The following is an 18,039-nucleotide window of genomic DNA, read 5'->3' as shown; positions in this document are numbered from 1 at the left end:
TCGTGATTTCACGGATCTTCATCGATCGGCCGATCTTCGCCTGGGTCATCGCGATCGTTATCATGCTGGCGGGCGTCGGCGCGATCCTGACGCTGCCGATCGAGCAATATCCCGACATCGCCCCGCCGCAGATCAACGTGCGCGCCAATTATCCCGGCGCGTCGGCGGAGATCCTCGAAAGTTCGGTCACGCAGGTGATCGAGCAGCAGCTCACCGGCATCGACGGCCTGATCTACTTCTCGTCGCAGTCGAGCTCGGCGGGCTCGGTCACGGTGACGGTGACGTTCGAGAAGGGCACCGACCCCGACATCGCGCAGGTGCAGGTCCAGAACAAGGTGCAGCAGGCGCTCCCCCGCCTGCCGGCGCAGGTGCAGCAGCAGGGCCTGACCGTCACCAAGTCGAACGCCGACTTCCTGATGGTCGTGTCGGTCTATGACGAAAGCGACAAGACGACCGCGATCGACGTCGCCGACTTCCTCGTCTCGAACCTTCAGGATCGGCTGGGCCGCGTCACCGGGGTCGGCGACGTCAACGTGTTCGGCACGCAGTACGCGATGCGCATCTGGCTCAATCCCTATGCGCTGTCGTCCTACCAACTCATGCCCAGCGACGTAACGGCCGCGATCGAGGCGCAGAACACGCAGGTCGCCGCCGGCCAGATCGGCCAGCAGCCCGCCCCGCCGGGCCAGATGCTCAACGCGACCGTGACCGCCAAATCGCGCCTCCAGACGCCCGAGCAATTCAAGAACATCATCGTCAAGACGCAGACCAACGGCAGCCGCGTGCTCCTGTCCGACGTCGCGCGCGTCGAGCTCGGCGCGGAGAACTACACGACGATCAGCCGGCTGAACGGCCATCCGGGCGCGGGTATCGCGATCCAGCTGGCGCCGGGCGCCGACGCGCTGAAGACTGCCGAACTGGTCAAGGCCGAGGTCGAGAGCCAGGCGGCGTCCTTCCCGCCGGGTTACAAATACGCCTATCCGAACGACTCCACCGCCTTCATCAAGCTGTCGGTCGAGGAAGTCGTGAAGACGCTGATCGAGGCGATCATTCTCGTCGTCATCGTCATGTTCGTCTTCCTGCAAAGCTGGCGTGCGACGCTGATCCCGGCGATCGCGGTGCCGGTGGTGCTGCTCGGCACCTTTGCGATCCTCGCCATCGCCGGGTTCACGATCAACACGCTGACGCTGTTCGGCCTCGTCCTCTCGATCGGCCTGCTCGTCGACGACGCGATCGTTGTCGTCGAGAATGTCGAGCGCGTGATGGAGGAAAATCCCGAGATGTCGCCCAAGGAGGCGACGATCATCTCGATGGGCGAGATCCAGATCGCATTGATCGCCATCGCGCTCGTTCTGTCCGCGGTGTTCGCGCCGATGGCGTTCTTCGGCGGGTCGGTCGGCGAAATCTATCGTCAGTTCTCGATCACCGTCATCTCCTCGATGATCCTGTCGGTGATCGTCGCGCTCGTCCTGTCGCCGGCGCTGACCGCCACGCTGCTCAAGCGTCCGGCGGACAAGAAGAAGCCGAAGAACAAGGTCGGCCAGTTGGTCGAGAAATTCGGCGAGAAGTTCAACCGCGGGTTCGAGCGGACGTCGGAGAAGTATCGCGACACGGTGAAGTGGGTGTTCGGCAGGCGCGTGCTGGCGCTTGCCGTCTATGCCGGGCTTTGCGCGCTCTTCGTCCTCGTCTTTATCGGCCTGCCGACCAGCTTCCTGCCGAGCGAGGATCAGGGGCGCGCGCAGATCCAGTATACGCTTCCCGCCGGTGCGACGCAGGAACGCACGCTCGCCGCCGCGCAGGCGATCGAGAAATATTTCCTCGGCCCGGCCAAGAACAATGTCTCGATCGTCTACACGATCAGCGGATCGGGTCCGGGCGGCGCGGGACAGAATGCCGGCCGCGGCTTCGTCGCGCTTGCCCCCTGGGACCAGCGCGAGGGCGCGGAGAACAGCGCGCAGGCGATCACGCGCCAAGCGACACAGGCGCTGCGCGGACTTCGCGACGTGCAGTTCTTCGCACTCAACCCGCCGCCAGTCCGGGGCCTCGGCCAGGCGGGCGGCTTCACGCTGCAATTGCTCAACACCGGCGGTCTCGACCGCGAGACGTTCAAGGCGCGGCGTGACGAGCTGCTGGCCAAGGCGTCGGCCGATCCGGCGCTGTCGAACGTCCGCCAGAACGAGTTGCCCGACGTGCCGACGCTCCAGATCGAGATGGATCAGGCCAAGCTCGGCGCACTCGGCCTCAGCGCCACGCAGGTCGACCAGACGCTGTCGGCGGCTTGGGGCGGCGTCTATGTTAACGATTTCGTCGACCGCGGCCGCGTGAAGCGAGTCTATGTCCAGGGCGATGCCGGCTATCGCTCGCGGCCCGAGGACCTGTCCAACTGGTTCGTTCGCGGATCAAGCGGCCAGATGGCCCCCTTCACCAGCTTCGCCAGGGCCGAATGGGGCGTCGCCCCCACCGTCCTCGCCCGCTTCCAGGGCCAGCCCGCCTATCAGATCCAGGGCGAGCCGGCCGCTGGCGAAAGCTCCGGCGCGGCGATGGACAAGATGGAGGAACTGGTCGGCCAGATGCAGGGCGTCAGTGTCGCCTGGTCCGACCTCTCCTATCAGGAGCGGCTGTCGGGCGGCCAGGCGCCGCTACTCTACGGGCTGTCGATCCTCGTCGTGTTCCTGTGCCTTGCCGCACTCTACGAAAGCTGGTCGGTGCCGTTCTCGGTCCTGCTGGTGGTGCCGCTCGGCCTGCTCGGCGCGGCGATCGCGGTGTGGCTGCGGGGCCTTGAGAACGACGTCTATTTCCAGGTCGGGCTGCTCACCACCATGGGCCTGTCCGCCAAGAACGCGATCCTGATCGTCGAATTCGCGGAACAGTCCGAGCGCGAGGGGATGAGCCCCGTCGAGGCTTCGCTTGAGGCGGCACGCCTTCGTCTGCGCCCGATCCTGATGACCAGCTTCGCGTTCATCTTCGGCGTCGTGCCGCTGGCGATCTCGACCGGCGCGGGTGCCGCCAGCCGCGTCGCCATCGGCACCGCGGTGATCGGCGGCATGATCGCCGCGACCGTGCTCGCCATCTTCTTCGTGCCGCTATTCTACGTGCTCGTGCGCAAGCTCTTCGGCGGCAAGGTGCACGGCGCCGACGAGGAAGAAGCGCATCGCCGCGACCAGCGCGAACGCGGGACCGAGGGTGAACCCACGCTATGATCCGCCGCCTGACTTTCCTTACCCTGCCGCCGCTGGCGCTCGCGGCATGCAGCCTCGAGCCCGCGTACGAGCGCCCCTCCCCCGCGGTGCCCAGCGCCTTCCCGGTCGTTCCGGGCGGCGACCAGCCGCCGCTGCCCGCCAGCGGTGCGCGGCCGGTCGGCTATCGCGAGATCTTTCGCGACCCGCGGTTGATCGCCGTCATCGACCGGGCGATCGCCAACAATCAGAACCTGCAGGTGTCGCTGGCGAACGTGCGCGAGGCGCGCGGGCAGCTTCGCGTCGCGCGGGCCGAGTTCCTGCCGCAGATCGACGCCACCGCCGGCGCCTCGATCGCACGCAATCGCGGCGCGGCGCAGGGGCTGGGCGCGAACGGCGGCAGCGTCAGCGAACAGTACAACGCCTCGATCGGGCTCAGCGCGTTCGAGATCGATCTGTTCGGCCGCATCCGCTCCCAGTCCAACGCCGCGCTTGCCGAGTATCTGGGCACCGTCGCGGGCGTGCGCGCCGCCCGGCTGACGCTCGTCGCCGAAACCGCGACCGCCTATTACACGCTGGCGAGCGACCGCAGCCTCCTCGCCATCGCCGAGGAGACGGTGAAGAGCGCCGAGCGCACGGTCGCGCTTACCCGCGCGCGGCTGACCGGCGGGATCATCGCACGCACCGACCTTCGCCAGGCGGAGACGGTGCTGCGTCAGGCGGAGGCCGATCGCGCCGACCTGACCGCGCTGGTCCAGCAAGATCGCAACGCGCTGCAACTGCTGGTGGGGGCGCCCGTCACCGATGCCGAGCTGCCCGCCGCGATCGAAAGCGCCGAGCCGCTGATCGCCGATGTACCCGCCAATCTCGATTCGCGCGTACTGCTCGCCCGGCCCGACGTGGTGCAGGCCGAATATACGCTGCGCGCCGCCAATGCGCGGATCGGCGCGGCGCGCGCTGCCTTTTTCCCGACGATCAGCCTGACGGGCCTTGTCGGATTCGCCAGCAATGCGCTCACCTCGCTGTTCACGGGCAACACGCTGATCTGGAACGCCGGTGCCGACGTGAATGCGCCGATCTTTCAGGGCGGCGCGCTGACCGGCAATCTGGAAAGCGTGCGCGCGCGGCGCGATGCGGCGACGGCGACCTATCGCCAGACGATCCAGACCGCGTTCCGCGAGGTCGCCGATGCGTTGGCAAGGCGCGCGGTCATCGCCGACCAGTTCAGGGCGCAGCAGGGACTCTACGAAGCGGCAGCGGACACGCTGCGGCTGTCGGAGGCGCGCTATCGCGAGGGGATCGACCCGTTCCTCAACACGCTGGATGCGCAGCGGACGCTCTATTCGGCGCGGCGCGCGCTGGCGTCGGCGCGGCTGGTGCGCGCGACCAATCTGGTCGAGCTCTATCGCTCGCTCGGCGGGGGCGAACTGGTGCCCGACGCGGTCGAGGGGCCGCCGGAAAACCCGCGCGCGGGTGAGGCTCTGAAGACCAACCGGTAAACCGTCACCCCGGACTTGATCCGGGGTCCCACTTCTTCTGCGACGTGGGAGAAGAAGCGGGACCCCGGGTCAAGCCCGGGGTGACGAGACAGGTTTACGCGCGCGTGCCGGTCAGCGGGAAGCTGCCGAAGGCCCCTGCGGTCACCTTGCCGTCCAGATTGTCGCCCGACACCTGCGCCTCGCAATCGAGGGTCATCGGCATCGGCACGGTGATGTCCATCTTCCACGTCAGCGTGTCGCCCGAGAGCGCGCCGTTGACCTGGCTGGTGCCCATTCCGCCCGAAAAGGTGCCCGAGAAATTGTCGCCCGCGCTCTGCACGTCGAGCGTCGCCTGCTGGTCGCCCAGCGGCGACTTGACCGTCACGTTCCACTTGCCGTCGACGTTCGCCATCTCATCCACTCCTTAATTGGCCGCGGCGCGCGCCGGGGCGGCGCCGCTCTCTACCACCTCGACAGGCAGGCCGAGGCTGTCAAGCTGGCCGCGCACCTTGGCGGCGTCGCCGACGACGACCCAGACGAAGCGGTTGGGGTCGATCGCCCGCCTTGCCGCAGCGTCAAGTTGCGGCGCGGTCAGCGCGCGATATTTTTGCGCGATCGTGTCGTAATAATCGTCGGGCCGGCCATAGAGGTCGTTGGTCTCCATCGCGGTCAGCACGCTCGCGCTGGTCTCGAACGTGCCGGCCAGCTCGCGCGTCTCGCCGTCGATCGTGCGCGTGAACTCCACCGGCGTCACGCCCTTGGTCGTCAGGAACCCGCCGATCTGGTCGCGCAGCGCCGCGATCGCCGGCCCCGTCTTGTCGGCCTGTACCGGCGCATTGATCGTGTAGGGGACCGCCCCCTCCATCCGCGAGAAGCCACCGCGCACGCCATAGGACCAGCCCTTCGCCTCGCGCAGGTCCATGTTGATGCGGCTGAGGAAGCCCGACCCCAGCACCTCGTTGGCCGTCAGCACGGGGAGTAGGTCGGCGCGCGCGTCCAGCGGGGTCAGCTGCCCCGCGGCGATCAGCGACTGCGGCGAATCGGGCCGGTCGATCAGGACGATGCGCGGGGTGGCGGTGGCCCCAGCCGCGACCGCCGGCTTGGTCCCCGCCGGGCCGCCCGCACGCCAGTCGCCGAACGCGGCGTCGAACGCCGCCTTCACCTCAGGCAGCGGGCGATCGCTGACGACGAAGACCTTGGCCTTGTCGGGCCTCAGCCACGCCTGCTGATAGGCGATAAGGTCGGCGCGCGTCGCCGCCTTCACCGCCGCCGGATCGCCGGTGCCGGCCGCGAGCTTCGCATAAGGCGACGCCGTGCCGTAGACGAGCGGCGGCAGCGCGCGCGCGGACAGCCCCTGCGGGCTCGTCGTCTCGGCGGCGATGCGCGCCAGCGTCTGGCCGCGCACGCGCTCGATCTCGGTAGGCGCGAAGGCGGGATTGCGCACCACGTCGCCCATCAGCGCAACGGCGCCCTTGAGGTTCACGCTCGGCGCGAACACGCCGACGCGCGCACGGTCGGCGTCGTTGGAGGTGGAAATCTGCGCGCCGAGCCGCTCCTGCGCCTCTGCCAGCGCCAGCGCGTCGCGGGTTTTCGTCCCCTCGTCCATCAAGGCGAGGGTGAGGCTGCCGAGGCCGAGCTTGTCCGCCGGATCGGCAACGATGCCCGCGTCGAAGCTCATCACCGCGCGCGTGACCGGCAGCGCCGCCTGACGCGCATAGACGAGCTCGATGCCGTTCGACAGGCGAGTGCGCTCGACCTTGGGGAAGGCGATGTCGCGGACCTCGCCGACCGCGGGCAGCGCGCCGCGCGTACCCTTGGCGGGACCCTCGGCATTGGCGGGCTGCGGCGCGGCATTGTTGCCCGGCGTCGCAGCGGGGGCGCCGCCGACCTCGGCATAGGCCTCCCGCTTGCCCGGCACGACGGCGAGCGAATAGACAGGGCGGGACAGCCATTTGGTCGTAACTGCCTTCACCGCCGCGGGCGTCGCCGCTGCGAGTTCGGCCAGCTCCTTCTTGTAATAGTCCGGATCGCCCGCGAAGATGAGGCCGGAGGCGAGCGTTCCCGCCTTGCCCCCGCCGCCGCCGACCGACTCCAGCCCGGCAAGCCGCCCGGCGATCGCGGTGGTGGCGATGCGCTTCACCTCGTCCGCGGTCGGACCAGTGGCGAGGTAATCGGCGATCGCCTTGTCGAGCGCCGCCTCTGCCACCTTCCGGTCCGTGCCCGGCGCCACGTCCATCGTCACGCCGAAGATGCCGACCTGCGTGAACGACTGATTATAGGCCGAAACGCTGACCGCCACCTTCTGCTTGCGGACCAGTTCGGTATCGAGCCGCGAGCTGGCGAGGCCGCCCAGTGCCCCCGCCGCCACGTCGAGCAGCGCGGAATCGCCGTCGCGAAGGCCCGGCACCGCCCAATAGCGATAGAGCCGCGTGGTCGCGACGCGATCGGTGATCGTCTCGCTGACCGGCGCGGGCAGCGTCGGGACAGGCGCGTCGGGCGCGACGACCTTTGGTCCGGCGGGGATGCCGCCGAAATATTTCTCCATCAGCGGGCGGGCGGTCGCCACGTCGATATCGCCCGCCAGCGCGACGACGGCATTGTTGGGGCCGTAATAGCTCCGAAACCACGTCTTCACGTCGGCAAGGCTGGCGGCCGACAGGTCCGCCATCGAACCGATCGTCGAGTGGTGATAAGGGTGGCCGACGGGAAACAGCCCCTCGACCGACTTGTAGCGGACGAGGCCATAGGGCTGGTTGTCGCCCTGTCGCTTCTCGTTCTGGACGACGCCGCGCTGCTCATCGAGCACCCCTTGCGTCACCGCGCCGAGCAGATAGCCCATGCGGTCGCTTTCCATGAACAGCACCCGGTCGAGCGCCGCGCGCGGCACCGTCTCGAAATAATTTGTGCGGTCGAAGCTCGTCGTGCCGTTGAAGTCGGTCGCGCCCGCTGAGCGCAGGGGATCGAAGAAGTCGCCGGGCGAGTTCTCGGTCCCGTTAAACATCAGATGCTCGAACAGGTGCGCGAAGCCGGTCTTACCCTTGGGCTCGTGCTTCGACCCCACGTCGTACCAGACCGACACTGCGACGACGGGCGCCTTGCGGTCGGTGTGGACGAGGACGCGCAGGCCGTTCTTCAGCGTGAAGGTCTCGTATGGAATGTCGACCGACTTGATGAGGTCGGCGACGGGCGCGGGGGCCGGATCGGCGGGGCGGGCGAGAAGCGGGGTCGAAAGCGCCGACAGCGCGGCACCGATCATCAGGAAAGAACGCACGGATTCAAGGCCCTCTCGGCAGTTTCGATTGTGACGATAGCGGGCCTGCCGGGGCGTGCAAGCGGCGCGCGTTTCTGGCAAGGGCGCGGGCATCCACGATTCCGAGGTTCGCCATGTCCATCCGCTTCCTCGCCCTTGCCGGAGTGCTCGCCATGACCGCCGCCCCTGCCCATGCCGACGACAAGATCGGCTGGACCCTCGTCATCCATGGCGGCGCCGGCGTGATCGAGCGCGAGCGGATGACGCGCGAGCGGGAGGAAGCGGCGCGCGCGGGCCTCGATGCCGCGCTTACCGCGGGACAGAAGGTGCTGGCCGGCGGCGGCAGCGCGCTCGATGCGGTCGAGGCGGCGGTGCGCGTGCTGGAGGACGATCCGAGCTTCAACGCCGGGCGCGGCGCGGTCTTCACCTATGAGGGGAAGAACGAGCTCGACGCAGCGATCATGGAGGGGGCGACCCGCAAGGCGGGTGCGGTCGCAGGCGTCACCGCGACGAAGAACCCGATCGGCCTTGCCCGCCGGGTGATGGAGAACAGCCCGCACGTGATGCTGGCGGGCGCGGGGGCCGATGCCTTTTCGAAGGAAGAGGGGCTTGAGCAGGCCGGCCCCGACTGGTTCGGGACCGAGGAGCGCCGCCGCCAGCTTGACGAGCTGAAGTCGCGCAAGGCCGATGCATTCGACATCGACATGAAATACGGCACAGTCGGCGCGGTCGCGCGCGACGCGAAGGGGCATGTCGCCGCCGCCACCTCGACCGGGGGCGTCACGGGCAAGCGCTGGGGCCGGATCGGCGATTCGCCGCTGATCGGTGCGGGTACCTATGCCGACGATCGCGCCTGTGCGATCTCCGCCACCGGTGCGGGCGAGTTCTTCATCCGCGAGGGCGTGGCGCACGAAATCTGCGCGCGCGTCCGCTTCAAGGGCGAGAGCCTCAAGGTCGCCGCCGACACGGTGATGGCGGAGACGAAGGCGCTCGGCGGCACCGGCGGCGTCATCGTCACCGGGCCGACCGGCGAGATGGCGTGGAGCTTCAACACCCCCGGCATGTATCGCGGCCGAGTGAGCGCAGGCGGCGAGCGCGTCGTCGCCATCTATGGGGACGAGAAGTGATCCGCCGCCTGATCCTCGCGCTCGCACTGCTGTTCGCGCCGGCGAGCGCGCAGGCGTACGGCTTCTTCACGCATGAGGCGATCGCGCGGATCGCGCTCATGAACGTGCGCCCGGAAACGGCGCGAATGGTGCGCGCGATGCTGCGCGGCGCCCCGCCGCTCCTCCAGACGCCCGAATGCAAGGTGGCCACGCCCGAGCAGGCGGCAACCTGGCCCGACTGCGTCCGCAATCTGGGTGAGCGGTTCAGCTATACCGCGAGCTGGCACTATCAGAACGTCGATATCTGCAAGCCCTTCGACCTCAAGACCGCGTGCAAGGACGGCAATTGCGTGTCGGCGCAGATCGAGCGGCAGGTGAAGCTGATCCAGAACCGCACCGTGCCGGCTCGCGAAAAGGCGATGGCGCTGGTCTTCCTCATCCACTTCGTCGGCGACCTGCACGCGCCCCCGCACGGCGGCGACCGCGGCGATCGCGGCGGCAACGACGTGAAGGCGAGCTATGGCCCGGTGACGGCGAAGTGGCTCAACCTCCATTCGATCTGGGACTCACCGCTCGCCGAGCGCGCGGTGACGACCCCGCCCTCCCCGTTTCGGGTGTATTCGCCGGAGGAGCGTGCGGCGCTGGGAAGCGGCAGTGTCGAGGACTGGAGCCGGCAGAGCTGGGAAGCGAGCCGTGACGCCGCCTACGGTCTGGCGCTGGGCGATGCATGCGGGCCGAAGCCGGCGAGACCGGTCACGGTGACGCCGGAAGCGATCGAGAAGATGGTGCCGGCGCAGCGGCTACAGATCGAGCGCGCGGGGCTCAGGCTGGCGCGGATGCTGGACGAGGCGCTGGATCCGGCCAAGGCGTTCGTGCCGGAAAAGAAGCCGCCGTATCGCGGGGGGTGAGGCCGCAGAAGAAGCGGTATCCCGGGTCAAGCCCGGGGTGACGATGTTAGGGAAGGGCTGCCCCGTCCAACTTCCGTCATCCCGGGCTTGACCCGGGATCCCGCTTCTTCTTCTGCCCGGTCAGGAAATCACCACCGTCACCGCGCGGCGGTTCTGGGCATAGGCGCCCTCGTCCGATCCGACCGCCAGCGGGCGTTCCTTGCCGTAGCTGATCGTCGTGATCCGCCCGGCGTCGATGCCGCGCGCGACGAGATAGTTCTTGGCCGAATTGGCGCGCCGGTCGCCGAGCGCGAGATTGTATTCGCGGGTGCCGCGCTCGTCGCAATGGCCCTCGATCGTGACGCGGACGTTCGGATACTGCGTCAGCCACTGCGCCTGCGTGTCGAGGATCGCCCGCGCCTCCGGGTCGATATCGTAGCTGTCGAGCGCGAAGTTGACCGTGTCCGACCGGACGGTGCGCTTGAAGTCCGCGGCCGAGCCGGGGAGCGCGCCGTTGCCGACCTGGCCCGATCCCTCGCCGCCGGTGCCGGGGGCAGTCGTGCTCTCACCCGGTGCGGGCGGCAGGACGGGCGGACGCTTCTTGGCGCAGCCGGCGACGGCGATCAGTGCGACGCCCATCATGAGGGCGGCGGTACGGTTGGCCATGTCGGTCTCCTCCTTGGAAATGCGGGTCCGTCGTCACGACGAACCGTTCAAAGCAGTTTTCGTTTCGGGGTCAGGGCCTGACCGGTCCCCAGCTCGGGTCCGATCCGTCGAGCGGGGTGCCGATGCGCCGTTCGTTGACGCCGGTGAGGTCGACCGACCACACCTGCGACCGGCCCGAGCCCTGCGCCGACCGCAGGAAGGTCAGCACGCGGCCGTTCGGCGACCAGCTCGGCCCCTCGTCGCCCCAGGCGTCGGTGAGCAATTTCTCGCCGCCGCCATCGGGGCTCATGATCCCGATCTTGAACCCGCCCTGGATGCGCGTGAAGGCAACGAGGTCGCCGCGCGGGCTCCACACCGGCGTGCCGTAACGCCCGCCGCCGAAGCTGATCCGCCGCTGGTTCGATCCGTCGGCGTTCATGACATAGAGCTGCTGCGAGCCGCCGCGATCGCTTTCGAAGACGATGCGGCTGCCGTCGGGCGAATAGCTGCCGCCGGTGTCGATGCCGGGCGAGTTGGTCAGCCGCTGCGGACTGCCCCCCTGTGCCGACACGCGATAGAGGTCGGTGTTGCCGTTCTGCGCCATCGAGAACAGGATCGACCGCCCGTCTGGCGAGAAGCGCGGGGCGAAGGTCAGGCTGACGCCCTGCACCACCTTGCGCTGCCGCCCGCTGGCGAGGTCGTAGACATAGATCGCCGGCTGGTCGCCGACATAGCTCATATAGACGATCGACTGCTGGTTGGGCGCGAACCGCGGGGTCAGCACGATCGACTGGCCGTTGGTCAGAAAGCGGTGATTGGCGCCGTCCTGATCCATGATCGCAAGGCGCTTGATCCGCTTGTTCTTCGGCCCCGTCTCGCTGACATAGACGATGCGGCTGTCGAAATACGGCCCCTCGCCGGTCAGGCGGGTATAGACCGTGTCGGCGCACTTATGCGCCGCGCGCCGCCAGTCGGACGGCTGGACGACGAAGCCCTGCCGCGCCAGCTCGATCTTGGAGAACACGTCGTAGAGGTAGCAGCCGACGGTCAGCGTGCCGTCGCCGTTCGAGCGAACGAACCCTTGCACCAGCGCCTGCGCGCCCGTGCCGCCCCAATAGTCGTAGGCGGGCGCGGTGACTTCGGGGAAGACCACCGCGCGAAGCTGACCCGGCTGAAGCGGGGTGAACAAGCCCGAGTTCTTGAGGTCCGCGGTCACGATCTCGGCAAGCTGCCGGCCGAGGTCGTCGGTCGACCCGGCCGGCGTCGACTGCACCGCCGGAGTCGGCATGTAGGGGATGGCGATCGGCATCGGCGCCGAAATGCCGCCGGTCACGTCGACCTCCAGCGGCGGCGCATCCTGTCCGGCGGGCGCGCCGGGCGTCGCCACCTGCGGCACGTCCAGCGGTGCGGGCGGCGGCGCTTCCTGCGCGGCGAGCGGGCCGAGCGCGAGGCAGCCCGACATCGCGATCGTCATCCGCAGTTTCAGCATCGAACGCTCCTCTCGAACATGGGATGGCCGGCTCAACGGAGCTGCCAGTTATAGTTGATATTGCCCCAGCCGCCATTGGCGGTCTGGTAATATTCGGCCGGCAGCTTGAGCGGCGTGCAGGCGCGGAACGCCGCGATGCCGAGGTCGACGACGCGCTGGGCGTACCGCTCGTTCTCACCCGAGATGCCCGACTGGCGCACCATCTTCGGATTGCCCGCCAGCGTGCCGTCGCGGTTGAGGCGCAGGTTGAGGACGGTGACGATGTTGTTCGCCCCCGGCCCCGGATTGACCTGCTTGTCGGCACAGGGCTGGATCTGGCGCCGGATCGCGTCGCGGATGCCGGCGAGCGCGCGCGCGTCGATCTTCGCCGCACCGGGCGGATTGGTCGCCTTGCTCTCGCTCGGCGTGTCCGACAGGCCCTTGAGGAAATCGTCGCCGAGGCGCGAGCCGCGCGGGCGGCTGGCCTTGGCAGCGACGTCGCTGCCCGCTCCCTTGGTCGCCGCCGGTTTCGCCGCGGCCTTCGGCGCGGGGGCTGCCTTGGGCGCGGGCTTTGCCGCCGCCTTGGCAGCCGGCTTCGGCTCGGCCTTGGCCTTTTCGGCCGGCGCTTCGGCCGGTTTCTTCGGCTGCGGCTGCGCCTTAGGCACGGGCTTGGGCGCCGGGCGCGGCTTTGGCGCGGGTTGCGGCGGGGCGGGCCTGGGCGCCGGGCGTGGCTCGGGGGCAGGCTCGGGCGGTGCAGGTTCGGGCTGGGGCTGCGGCTCGGGTTCGGGCTGCGCGGCGGGTTCGGGCGGCGCGGCGTCTTCGGGCGGGCCCTGTTCGGGCGCGATCGAGGTGGCGGGCGGCTCGATCGAGGCGGGCGCCTGCGCCTCAAGCCCCACCTCGTCGACGAGGCTGACGTCGATCGGCACGGGCTTCAATTCGGTCGGATTGGGCGTCGCGAGGAACCCGACCGAGAGCAGGCCGAACAGCACGACATGGCCGACAACGGCGACGCCAAGGCCAATGCGTTCGGCGCGATCCATCGCTGGCTCAGCGCTCGTTCGAGCCGAGCGTCACCAGCGACACGCGGTTCAGCCCGGCGCGGTTCAACTCGCCCATCACGCTCATGAACTTGCCGTAATTGGTCGTCCGGTCGGCGCGGACAAGGATCGCGGGCGGCTCGCCCGTCGCATTGGCGCGCGCGATCTCGGCCAGCGCGTCGGGCAACTGCGCCTCGGTCAGTTCGCGGTCGTTGACGAAGATGCGGCCGGAATCGTCGATCGCGACCTGTACCGGCTCCTGCTCCTGATCCAGCGCCTTGGCGCGGCTCTCGGGCAGGTTCACCGGCACGCCCGCGGTCAGCAGCGGCGCGGTCACCATGAAGATGATGAGCAGCACCAACATCACGTCGACCAGCGGGGTGACGTTGATGTCCGCCATCGGCGCGCGCCGCCCGCGCCCCCGGCGGGAGGGAAGGTTCGCCCCCATCAGGCGAGCTCGAGCTGGCGGCTGAGCGTCGCGTGGAAGCCGTCGGCGAAGCGGTTGAGCCGCGCCTCGATCCGGTCGATCGCGTGGCTAAAGCGGTTGTATGCGATCACCGCAGGGATCGCCGCGAACAGGCCGATGGCGGTCGCGAACAGCGCCTCGGCAATGCCCGGCGCGACGACGGCGAGGCTAGAGTTCTGCTCGGCGGCGATGCTGGTGAAGCTGCGCATGATGCCCCAGACGGTGCCGAACAGCCCGACGAACGGCGCGACCGAGCCGATCGTGGCGAGGATGTTGAGCCGGTCGCCAAGCCGGTCGATCTCCGCCGCCACCGCCGCGCCCATCGCGGTGCCAAGCCGCTCGCGCGTCCCCTCCCGGTCGATCGTCTTGCCCGCCGTCGAGCGGCGCCATTCGGCGACCCCGGCGGAAAAGACGCGCGCGATCGGCAGGTCGCTCTCGGCATGCTTGCGGTGGAAGGCGTCCACGTCGTCGGCGCGGCGATAGTCGGCCTCGAACGTGTCGATCGCCTTCTTCGTGCGGCCGACCTTCACGCGAAAGCCGATGATGATCGCCCAGGTCCAGATGCTGGCGAGGAGCAGGCCCAGCATCACCCCCTTCACGACGAAATCGGCCTGAATAAACAGCGCGATGGGCGACAGCGTGGCGGCATCGGTACTGACGAAGGCGGCGTCCATGCGGGCTCAGTTCCCTTGAGGCAAAAGGCGGGCGAAGATGTCGAGCCACTGGGGCGGCTGGCGGCGCGGGCGGCCCGAAGGGGTGATGAACACCGCCTCGACGCTGGCCTCGACCAGAATGGCCGTCCCCTTCATTACTCGTTGCTGAATGGTGGCGGATGCGGGGCGGAACCCCGTCAGCCGGCTGACGACGACGAGGTCGTCGTCGAGGCGCGCGGGCGCAGCGAAGCGGAGCGACACGTCGCGCACCGCATAGACGCCCTCTCCTGCCTCGAAGGCCGCACGCTGGTCGATTCCGGCGACGCGCAGCATGTCGGAGCGGGCGCGCTCCATGTAGCGCAGGTAATTGGCGTGATAGACGACGCCCGACAGGTCGGTATCCTCGAAATAGACCCGCACCGGGAAGCGGTGGTCGGGACCTTCGAAATGGCCGGAGGCGGGAAGGACGTCTGACGTCATGCCCTCGCGGCTTTATCGGCGGTTGTCCGGGGGGTCAAAGCGTTAGGGCCGCTTAGTCGAACAATCCGTCCTGCGATCCCGCCGGCGGTTCGATGCCGAGGTGCTTCCAGCCGGCGGCGTTCAGGCAGCGGCCGCGGGCGGTGCGGGCCACCATGCCGATCTGGATGAGGTAGGGCTCGATCACCTCCTCGATCGTGTCGCGCGGTTCGGACAGGCCGGCGGCCAGCGTCTCCACCCCCACCGGGCCGCCGCGATAGATGTCGGCGATCATCGTCAGGTAGCGGCGATCCATCGCGTCGAGGCCGAGGCGGTCGACCTCCATCCGGTTGAGCGCGCGGTCGGCCACGTCGGCATCCACGACCGGCGCCCCCGCCACGTCGGCGAAGTCGCGCACGCGGCGCAGCAGCCGCCCGGCGATGCGCGGGGTGCCCCGCGAGCGGCGTGCGACCTCGGTGGCGCCGTCGGGCGCGATGGCGAGACCGAGCAGCCCCGCCGCGCGCGTCACCACCCGCGTCAGTTCCTCGACCGTATAGAATTGCAGCCGCACCGGGATGCCGAACCGATCGCGCAGCGGCGTCGTCAGCAGCCCCTGCCGCGTCGTCGCGCCGACCAGCGTAAAGCGCGGCAGGTCGATCCGCACGCTGCGCGCCGACGGCCCCTCCCCGATCATCAGGTCGAGCGCGCGGTCCTCCATCGCGGGATACAGCACTTCCTCGACCGCGGGGGCGAGGCGGTGAATCTCGTCGATGAACAGGACGTCGCCGTCCTCGAGGTTGGTCAGCAGCGCGGCGAGGTCGCCCGAGCGCGCGATCACCGGGCCGCTGGTGGCGCGGAAACCCGTCCCCATTTCGCGCGCGATGATCTGTGCCAGCGTCGTCTTGCCGAGCCCCGGGGGGCCGAAGAACAGGACATGGTCCAGCGCCTCGCCGCGCGCGCGCGCCGCCTCGATGAACACGCGCAGATTCTCGCGCGCGGCCTTTTGCCCCACGAACTCGTCGAGGTGCCGCGGGCGGAGCGCCGCATCGACGTCTTCGGGGCGGCGTGCGGGGGTCAGGATGCGGTCGGTGTCGGTCACGCGCCCACGCTTAGCCGCGTGCGCGGCGGAACGAAAGCAGGACGCGAGGGGACGAGATTGGAGGTCGCCGGTCGGGCGGCTAGAACGTAACCATGCTGATGCTTGTCCTCGCGCTCCAGGCCGCCGCCCCTGCCCCCGGCGAAGAACTGACGATCGTCGCCAAGGTCGAGATCGACGTGGCCGGGCGCATCACCAACTGCGCGATCGAGAAGAGCGAGGCGCCGCAGAACGTCAACGAGGCGACGTGCCGCACGCTCGCCACCAAGGGCCGGTTCAAGCCCAAGCTGGAGGACGGCAAGCCCGTCGCCTCGACCCGCGAGGTCCGCATCCGCTGGCGCAAGGACGCGGCCCCCGCGAAGGCAAGCTAGCTCCGCACGCTCGTCGCCGCGAACGACTGCCGGATCGCGTCGTATAGCGGCTTGGGCTGGGCCGACGCGTCATAGGGGCACGGGCGCACGGGCAACCCGTCGGGGCGCTTCTGGAAACTTTGCAGCCAGCTGTACTTGTCGTTGAGCCCCCAGGCGAGCACGTCCTTGAGCTGTGGATAGCTGAAGAGCAGGTCCAGCCACGCCTTGCCATAGGTGGCCACGTCGGCGTCGCGTTGTTCGATTGTGCCGGTCCGGTTCTGGTCGCTCACGTCGAATTCGGTGATGATGAGCTTGTAGCCGAGTCCCGTCACCTGATCGAGCCAGGCGCGCATCTGCGGGATCTGCGCATCGGCAATCGATTGGGCGGTGCCCGACGAATAGAAGCCGATGTGCGACTGGATACCGAGCGTGTCGACCGGCACGTTCCGGTCGCGAAAGCCGCGCAGCAGGTTGAGCACGCCATTGCGGTGCGTCGTCGAGCCCCAGTCCATATAGTCGTTGTAGACCAGTTCGGCACCCGGCAGTTCCTCTCGCGCGGTCCTGAAGGCAAGGTCCATGATGTCCGCACCGCCGCCAGTCGCATCGCCCAGGATGTTACGCCGGATCGCGCCGGTCGCGGGCTCGATCGCCTCGTTCACCACGTCCCAGCTCTTGATCCGGGTGCCGAAATGGCGGGCGACGTTCTGGACATGGCTGCGGGTGATCCGCTCGGCCGTCGCACGCGGGTTCGTGCCCATGTCGTAGGTGCGCAGCCATGCGGGCAAGCGATCCTGCAGGTACCAGAGCATCACGTGCCCGCGCATCTGGAGGCCCTTGCTTTCGGCGTAATTCAGCATCGCGTCGGCGCGGGTCCAGTCATAGACGTTCTCGGCGCTCGACTGATACTCCCACTTCATCTCGTTCTCGGGAACGACGAGCTGGCAGTCGCGCTCGATCAGCGCGGCATAGGCCGGATTGTTGAACGACGCTGCGTCCGCGCCGGGCGCCGCCCAAGCGAAGGTGGTGCCGAACCGCATGCCCTTGGCCGCCGCCGCGGCACCGAGCGTCGTCGTCGTCGAGCTCGGTGATGGCGACGGTGTGGGCGTAGGGGTCGGTGTCGGTGTTGGCGTGGGGGCTGGTGTCGGGGCCGGAGTCTCGCTGTTACCGCTACTGCCGCTGCACGCCGTCAGCCCGAGCGCGCCGGCGAACGCCAGCGTCTGGCGCCGCGAATAGCCTGTCATATCCTCTCATCCTCGTAGCACGGCTATGGTGCCACCCCCGCCGCCGGGTGTTTCCCCGGTCGACGGGGCGGATGCTATAGGATGGACACAAGCCGGCAATCCCAATCGCTTGGGTGCCCGCATGAATACGTAACCGCTATTTAGCCGCGCGCTTCAGTGCCTCTCGCACCAGCGCGTCGAAGGGGGCGGCTTCGCCCAGCGCATCCTCCGCCGCGCGTACGGCCGTGCTGGCCTCGGCGGGCCGGAAGCCCAGGTTGAGGAGCGCGGCGACCGCATCCTGCGCCTGGCCGCCGAGCGGGCCGACCGGGCCCGCCGGGCCGATCGCGATCGTGCCCTTGTCTTTCAGTTCGCGCACGATCCGTTCGGCGAGCTTCGGCCCGACGCCGTTGGCGCGGCCGACCATCGCCTTGTCCCCGCGCGCGATTGCCGTCGACAGCTCATCAGGGGACAGCACCGACAAGATAGCGAGCGCCACCCGCGCGCCCACCCCCTGCACCGCGGTCAGGTATCCGAACCAGTCGCGCTCCTCCGGGCTGGCAAAGCCGACGAGGCGGATGAAATCCTCCGCCACCAGCATCTGCGTGTGGAGGACGGCAGTGGTGCCGATTGGCCCTAGCGAGGCGAGCGTCTTGGTCGAGGCCCCGACCAGATAGCCGACGCCGCCCACGTCGATCACCGCATGGTCGAGCCCGGCGGCGGTCAGCACGCCCTTCAGATGCGCGATCATCGC

The 18,039-nt window shown here is 68.9% G+C and carries 16 protein-coding genes; 5 read left to right on the top strand and 11 right to left on the bottom strand.

The window, feature by feature from the left end:
* The first annotated feature begins 2 nt into the window (after positions 1-2).
* A complete protein-coding gene (locus FHR19_RS08025; RefSeq protein WP_343053210.1) occupies positions 3-3,200 on the top strand; it encodes an efflux RND transporter permease subunit in 3,198 nt (1,065 codons plus the stop codon).
* Positions 3,197-4,675 (top strand): efflux transporter outer membrane subunit, encoded by a 1,479-nt coding sequence (locus FHR19_RS08020; RefSeq protein WP_184026753.1) that lies wholly within the window; start codon positions 3,197-3,199, stop codon positions 4,673-4,675. The genes FHR19_RS08025 and FHR19_RS08020 overlap by 4 nt, the downstream gene beginning before the upstream one ends.
* Before the next feature lie 94 nt (positions 4,676-4,769).
* Here the strand turns inward: FHR19_RS08020 and FHR19_RS08015 are convergent, their stop codons facing one another.
* Together FHR19_RS08015 and FHR19_RS08010 are read right to left on the bottom strand one after the other, a co-directional pair.
* Positions 4,770-5,066 (bottom strand): hypothetical protein, encoded by a 297-nt coding sequence (locus FHR19_RS08015; protein WP_184026751.1) that lies wholly within the window; start codon positions 5,064-5,066, stop codon positions 4,770-4,772.
* Positions 5,067-5,078: 12 nt separating this feature from the next.
* Entirely contained in the window at positions 5,079-7,910 is a 2,832-nt protein-coding gene (locus tag FHR19_RS08010; protein ID WP_246359436.1) for a M16 family metallopeptidase, read from the bottom strand.
* Between the two features lie 167 nt (positions 7,911-8,077).
* On the opposite strand from FHR19_RS08010, the gene FHR19_RS08005 reads away from it, so the two are divergent.
* Positions 8,078-9,031: an isoaspartyl peptidase/L-asparaginase family protein gene (locus FHR19_RS08005; RefSeq protein WP_221228471.1), complete on the top strand. Its 954-nt coding sequence runs from the start codon at positions 8,078-8,080 to the stop codon at positions 9,029-9,031.
* Positions 9,028-9,918 carry a S1/P1 nuclease gene (locus FHR19_RS08000; RefSeq protein WP_343053209.1) on the top strand — a complete coding sequence of 297 codons (891 nt, stop codon included), beginning with the start codon at positions 9,028-9,030 and terminating at the stop codon, positions 9,916-9,918. Before FHR19_RS08005 ends, FHR19_RS08000 begins: the two co-directional genes overlap by 4 nt.
* A 120-nt stretch (positions 9,919-10,038) precedes the next feature.
* Here the strand turns inward: FHR19_RS08000 and pal are convergent, their stop codons facing one another.
* The 7 genes from pal to ruvB form a co-directional block, all read right to left on the bottom strand.
* Positions 10,039-10,563: a peptidoglycan-associated lipoprotein Pal gene (gene pal / locus FHR19_RS07995; RefSeq protein ID WP_184026745.1), complete on the bottom strand. Its 525-nt coding sequence runs from the start codon at positions 10,561-10,563 to the stop codon at positions 10,039-10,041.
* A gap of 70 nt (positions 10,564-10,633) precedes the next feature.
* The gene (gene tolB, locus FHR19_RS07990; RefSeq protein WP_184026742.1) at positions 10,634-12,031 is read right to left on the bottom strand and encodes a Tol-Pal system beta propeller repeat protein TolB; all 1,398 of its coding nucleotides are present in this window, start codon (positions 12,029-12,031) and stop codon (positions 10,634-10,636) included.
* A gap of 32 nt (positions 12,032-12,063) precedes the next feature.
* Complete coding sequence (locus FHR19_RS07985) at positions 12,064-13,050, bottom strand: cell envelope biogenesis protein TolA (RefSeq protein ID WP_184026740.1); 987 nt, start codon at positions 13,048-13,050, stop codon at positions 12,064-12,066.
* Positions 13,051-13,057: 7 nt separating this feature from the next.
* A complete protein-coding gene (gene tolR / locus FHR19_RS07980; protein ID WP_184026738.1) occupies positions 13,058-13,495 on the bottom strand; it encodes a protein TolR in 438 nt (145 codons plus the stop codon).
* On the bottom strand, positions 13,495-14,187 hold the full coding sequence (tolQ, locus tag FHR19_RS07975) for a protein TolQ (RefSeq protein WP_184026736.1): 693 nt from the start codon (positions 14,185-14,187) through the stop codon (positions 13,495-13,497). Before tolQ ends, tolR begins: the two co-directional genes overlap by 1 nt.
* 6 nt (positions 14,188-14,193) lie before the next feature.
* The gene (gene ybgC / locus FHR19_RS07970; protein WP_184026734.1) at positions 14,194-14,646 is read right to left on the bottom strand and encodes a tol-pal system-associated acyl-CoA thioesterase; all 453 of its coding nucleotides are present in this window, start codon (positions 14,644-14,646) and stop codon (positions 14,194-14,196) included.
* A 52-nt stretch (positions 14,647-14,698) separates the two neighbouring features.
* Positions 14,699-15,721 (bottom strand): Holliday junction branch migration DNA helicase RuvB, encoded by a 1,023-nt coding sequence (gene ruvB / locus FHR19_RS07965; RefSeq protein ID WP_184026732.1) that lies wholly within the window; start codon positions 15,719-15,721, stop codon positions 14,699-14,701.
* A gap of 92 nt (positions 15,722-15,813) precedes the next feature.
* On the opposite strand from ruvB, the gene FHR19_RS07960 reads away from it, so the two are divergent.
* Positions 15,814-16,089, top strand: a complete 276-nt coding sequence (locus FHR19_RS07960) for an energy transducer TonB (RefSeq protein ID WP_184026730.1) — start codon at positions 15,814-15,816, stop codon at positions 16,087-16,089.
* Here FHR19_RS07960 and FHR19_RS07955 read toward each other — a convergent pair.
* Together FHR19_RS07955 and ruvA are read right to left on the bottom strand one after the other, a co-directional pair.
* Complete coding sequence (locus FHR19_RS07955; protein ID WP_184026728.1) at positions 16,086-17,309, bottom strand: endo-1,4-beta-xylanase; 1,224 nt, start codon at positions 17,307-17,309, stop codon at positions 16,086-16,088. The two genes, FHR19_RS07960 and FHR19_RS07955, sit on opposite strands and share 4 nt — an antisense overlap.
* 136 nt (positions 17,310-17,445) lie before the next feature.
* Positions 17,446-18,036 carry a Holliday junction branch migration protein RuvA gene (gene ruvA, locus FHR19_RS07950; RefSeq protein WP_184026726.1) on the bottom strand — a complete coding sequence of 197 codons (591 nt, stop codon included), beginning with the start codon at positions 18,034-18,036 and terminating at the stop codon, positions 17,446-17,448.
* Positions 18,037-18,039 lie beyond the last annotated feature (3 nt).

Source organism: Sphingomonas yantingensis, assembly GCF_014199325.1.
GTDB classification, from domain to species: Bacteria; Pseudomonadota; Alphaproteobacteria; order Sphingomonadales; family Sphingomonadaceae; genus Sphingomonas; species Sphingomonas yantingensis.
The sequence above is the reverse complement of the archived record's forward strand: the minus strand, read 5'-3'. Positions and strand labels throughout refer to the sequence as shown.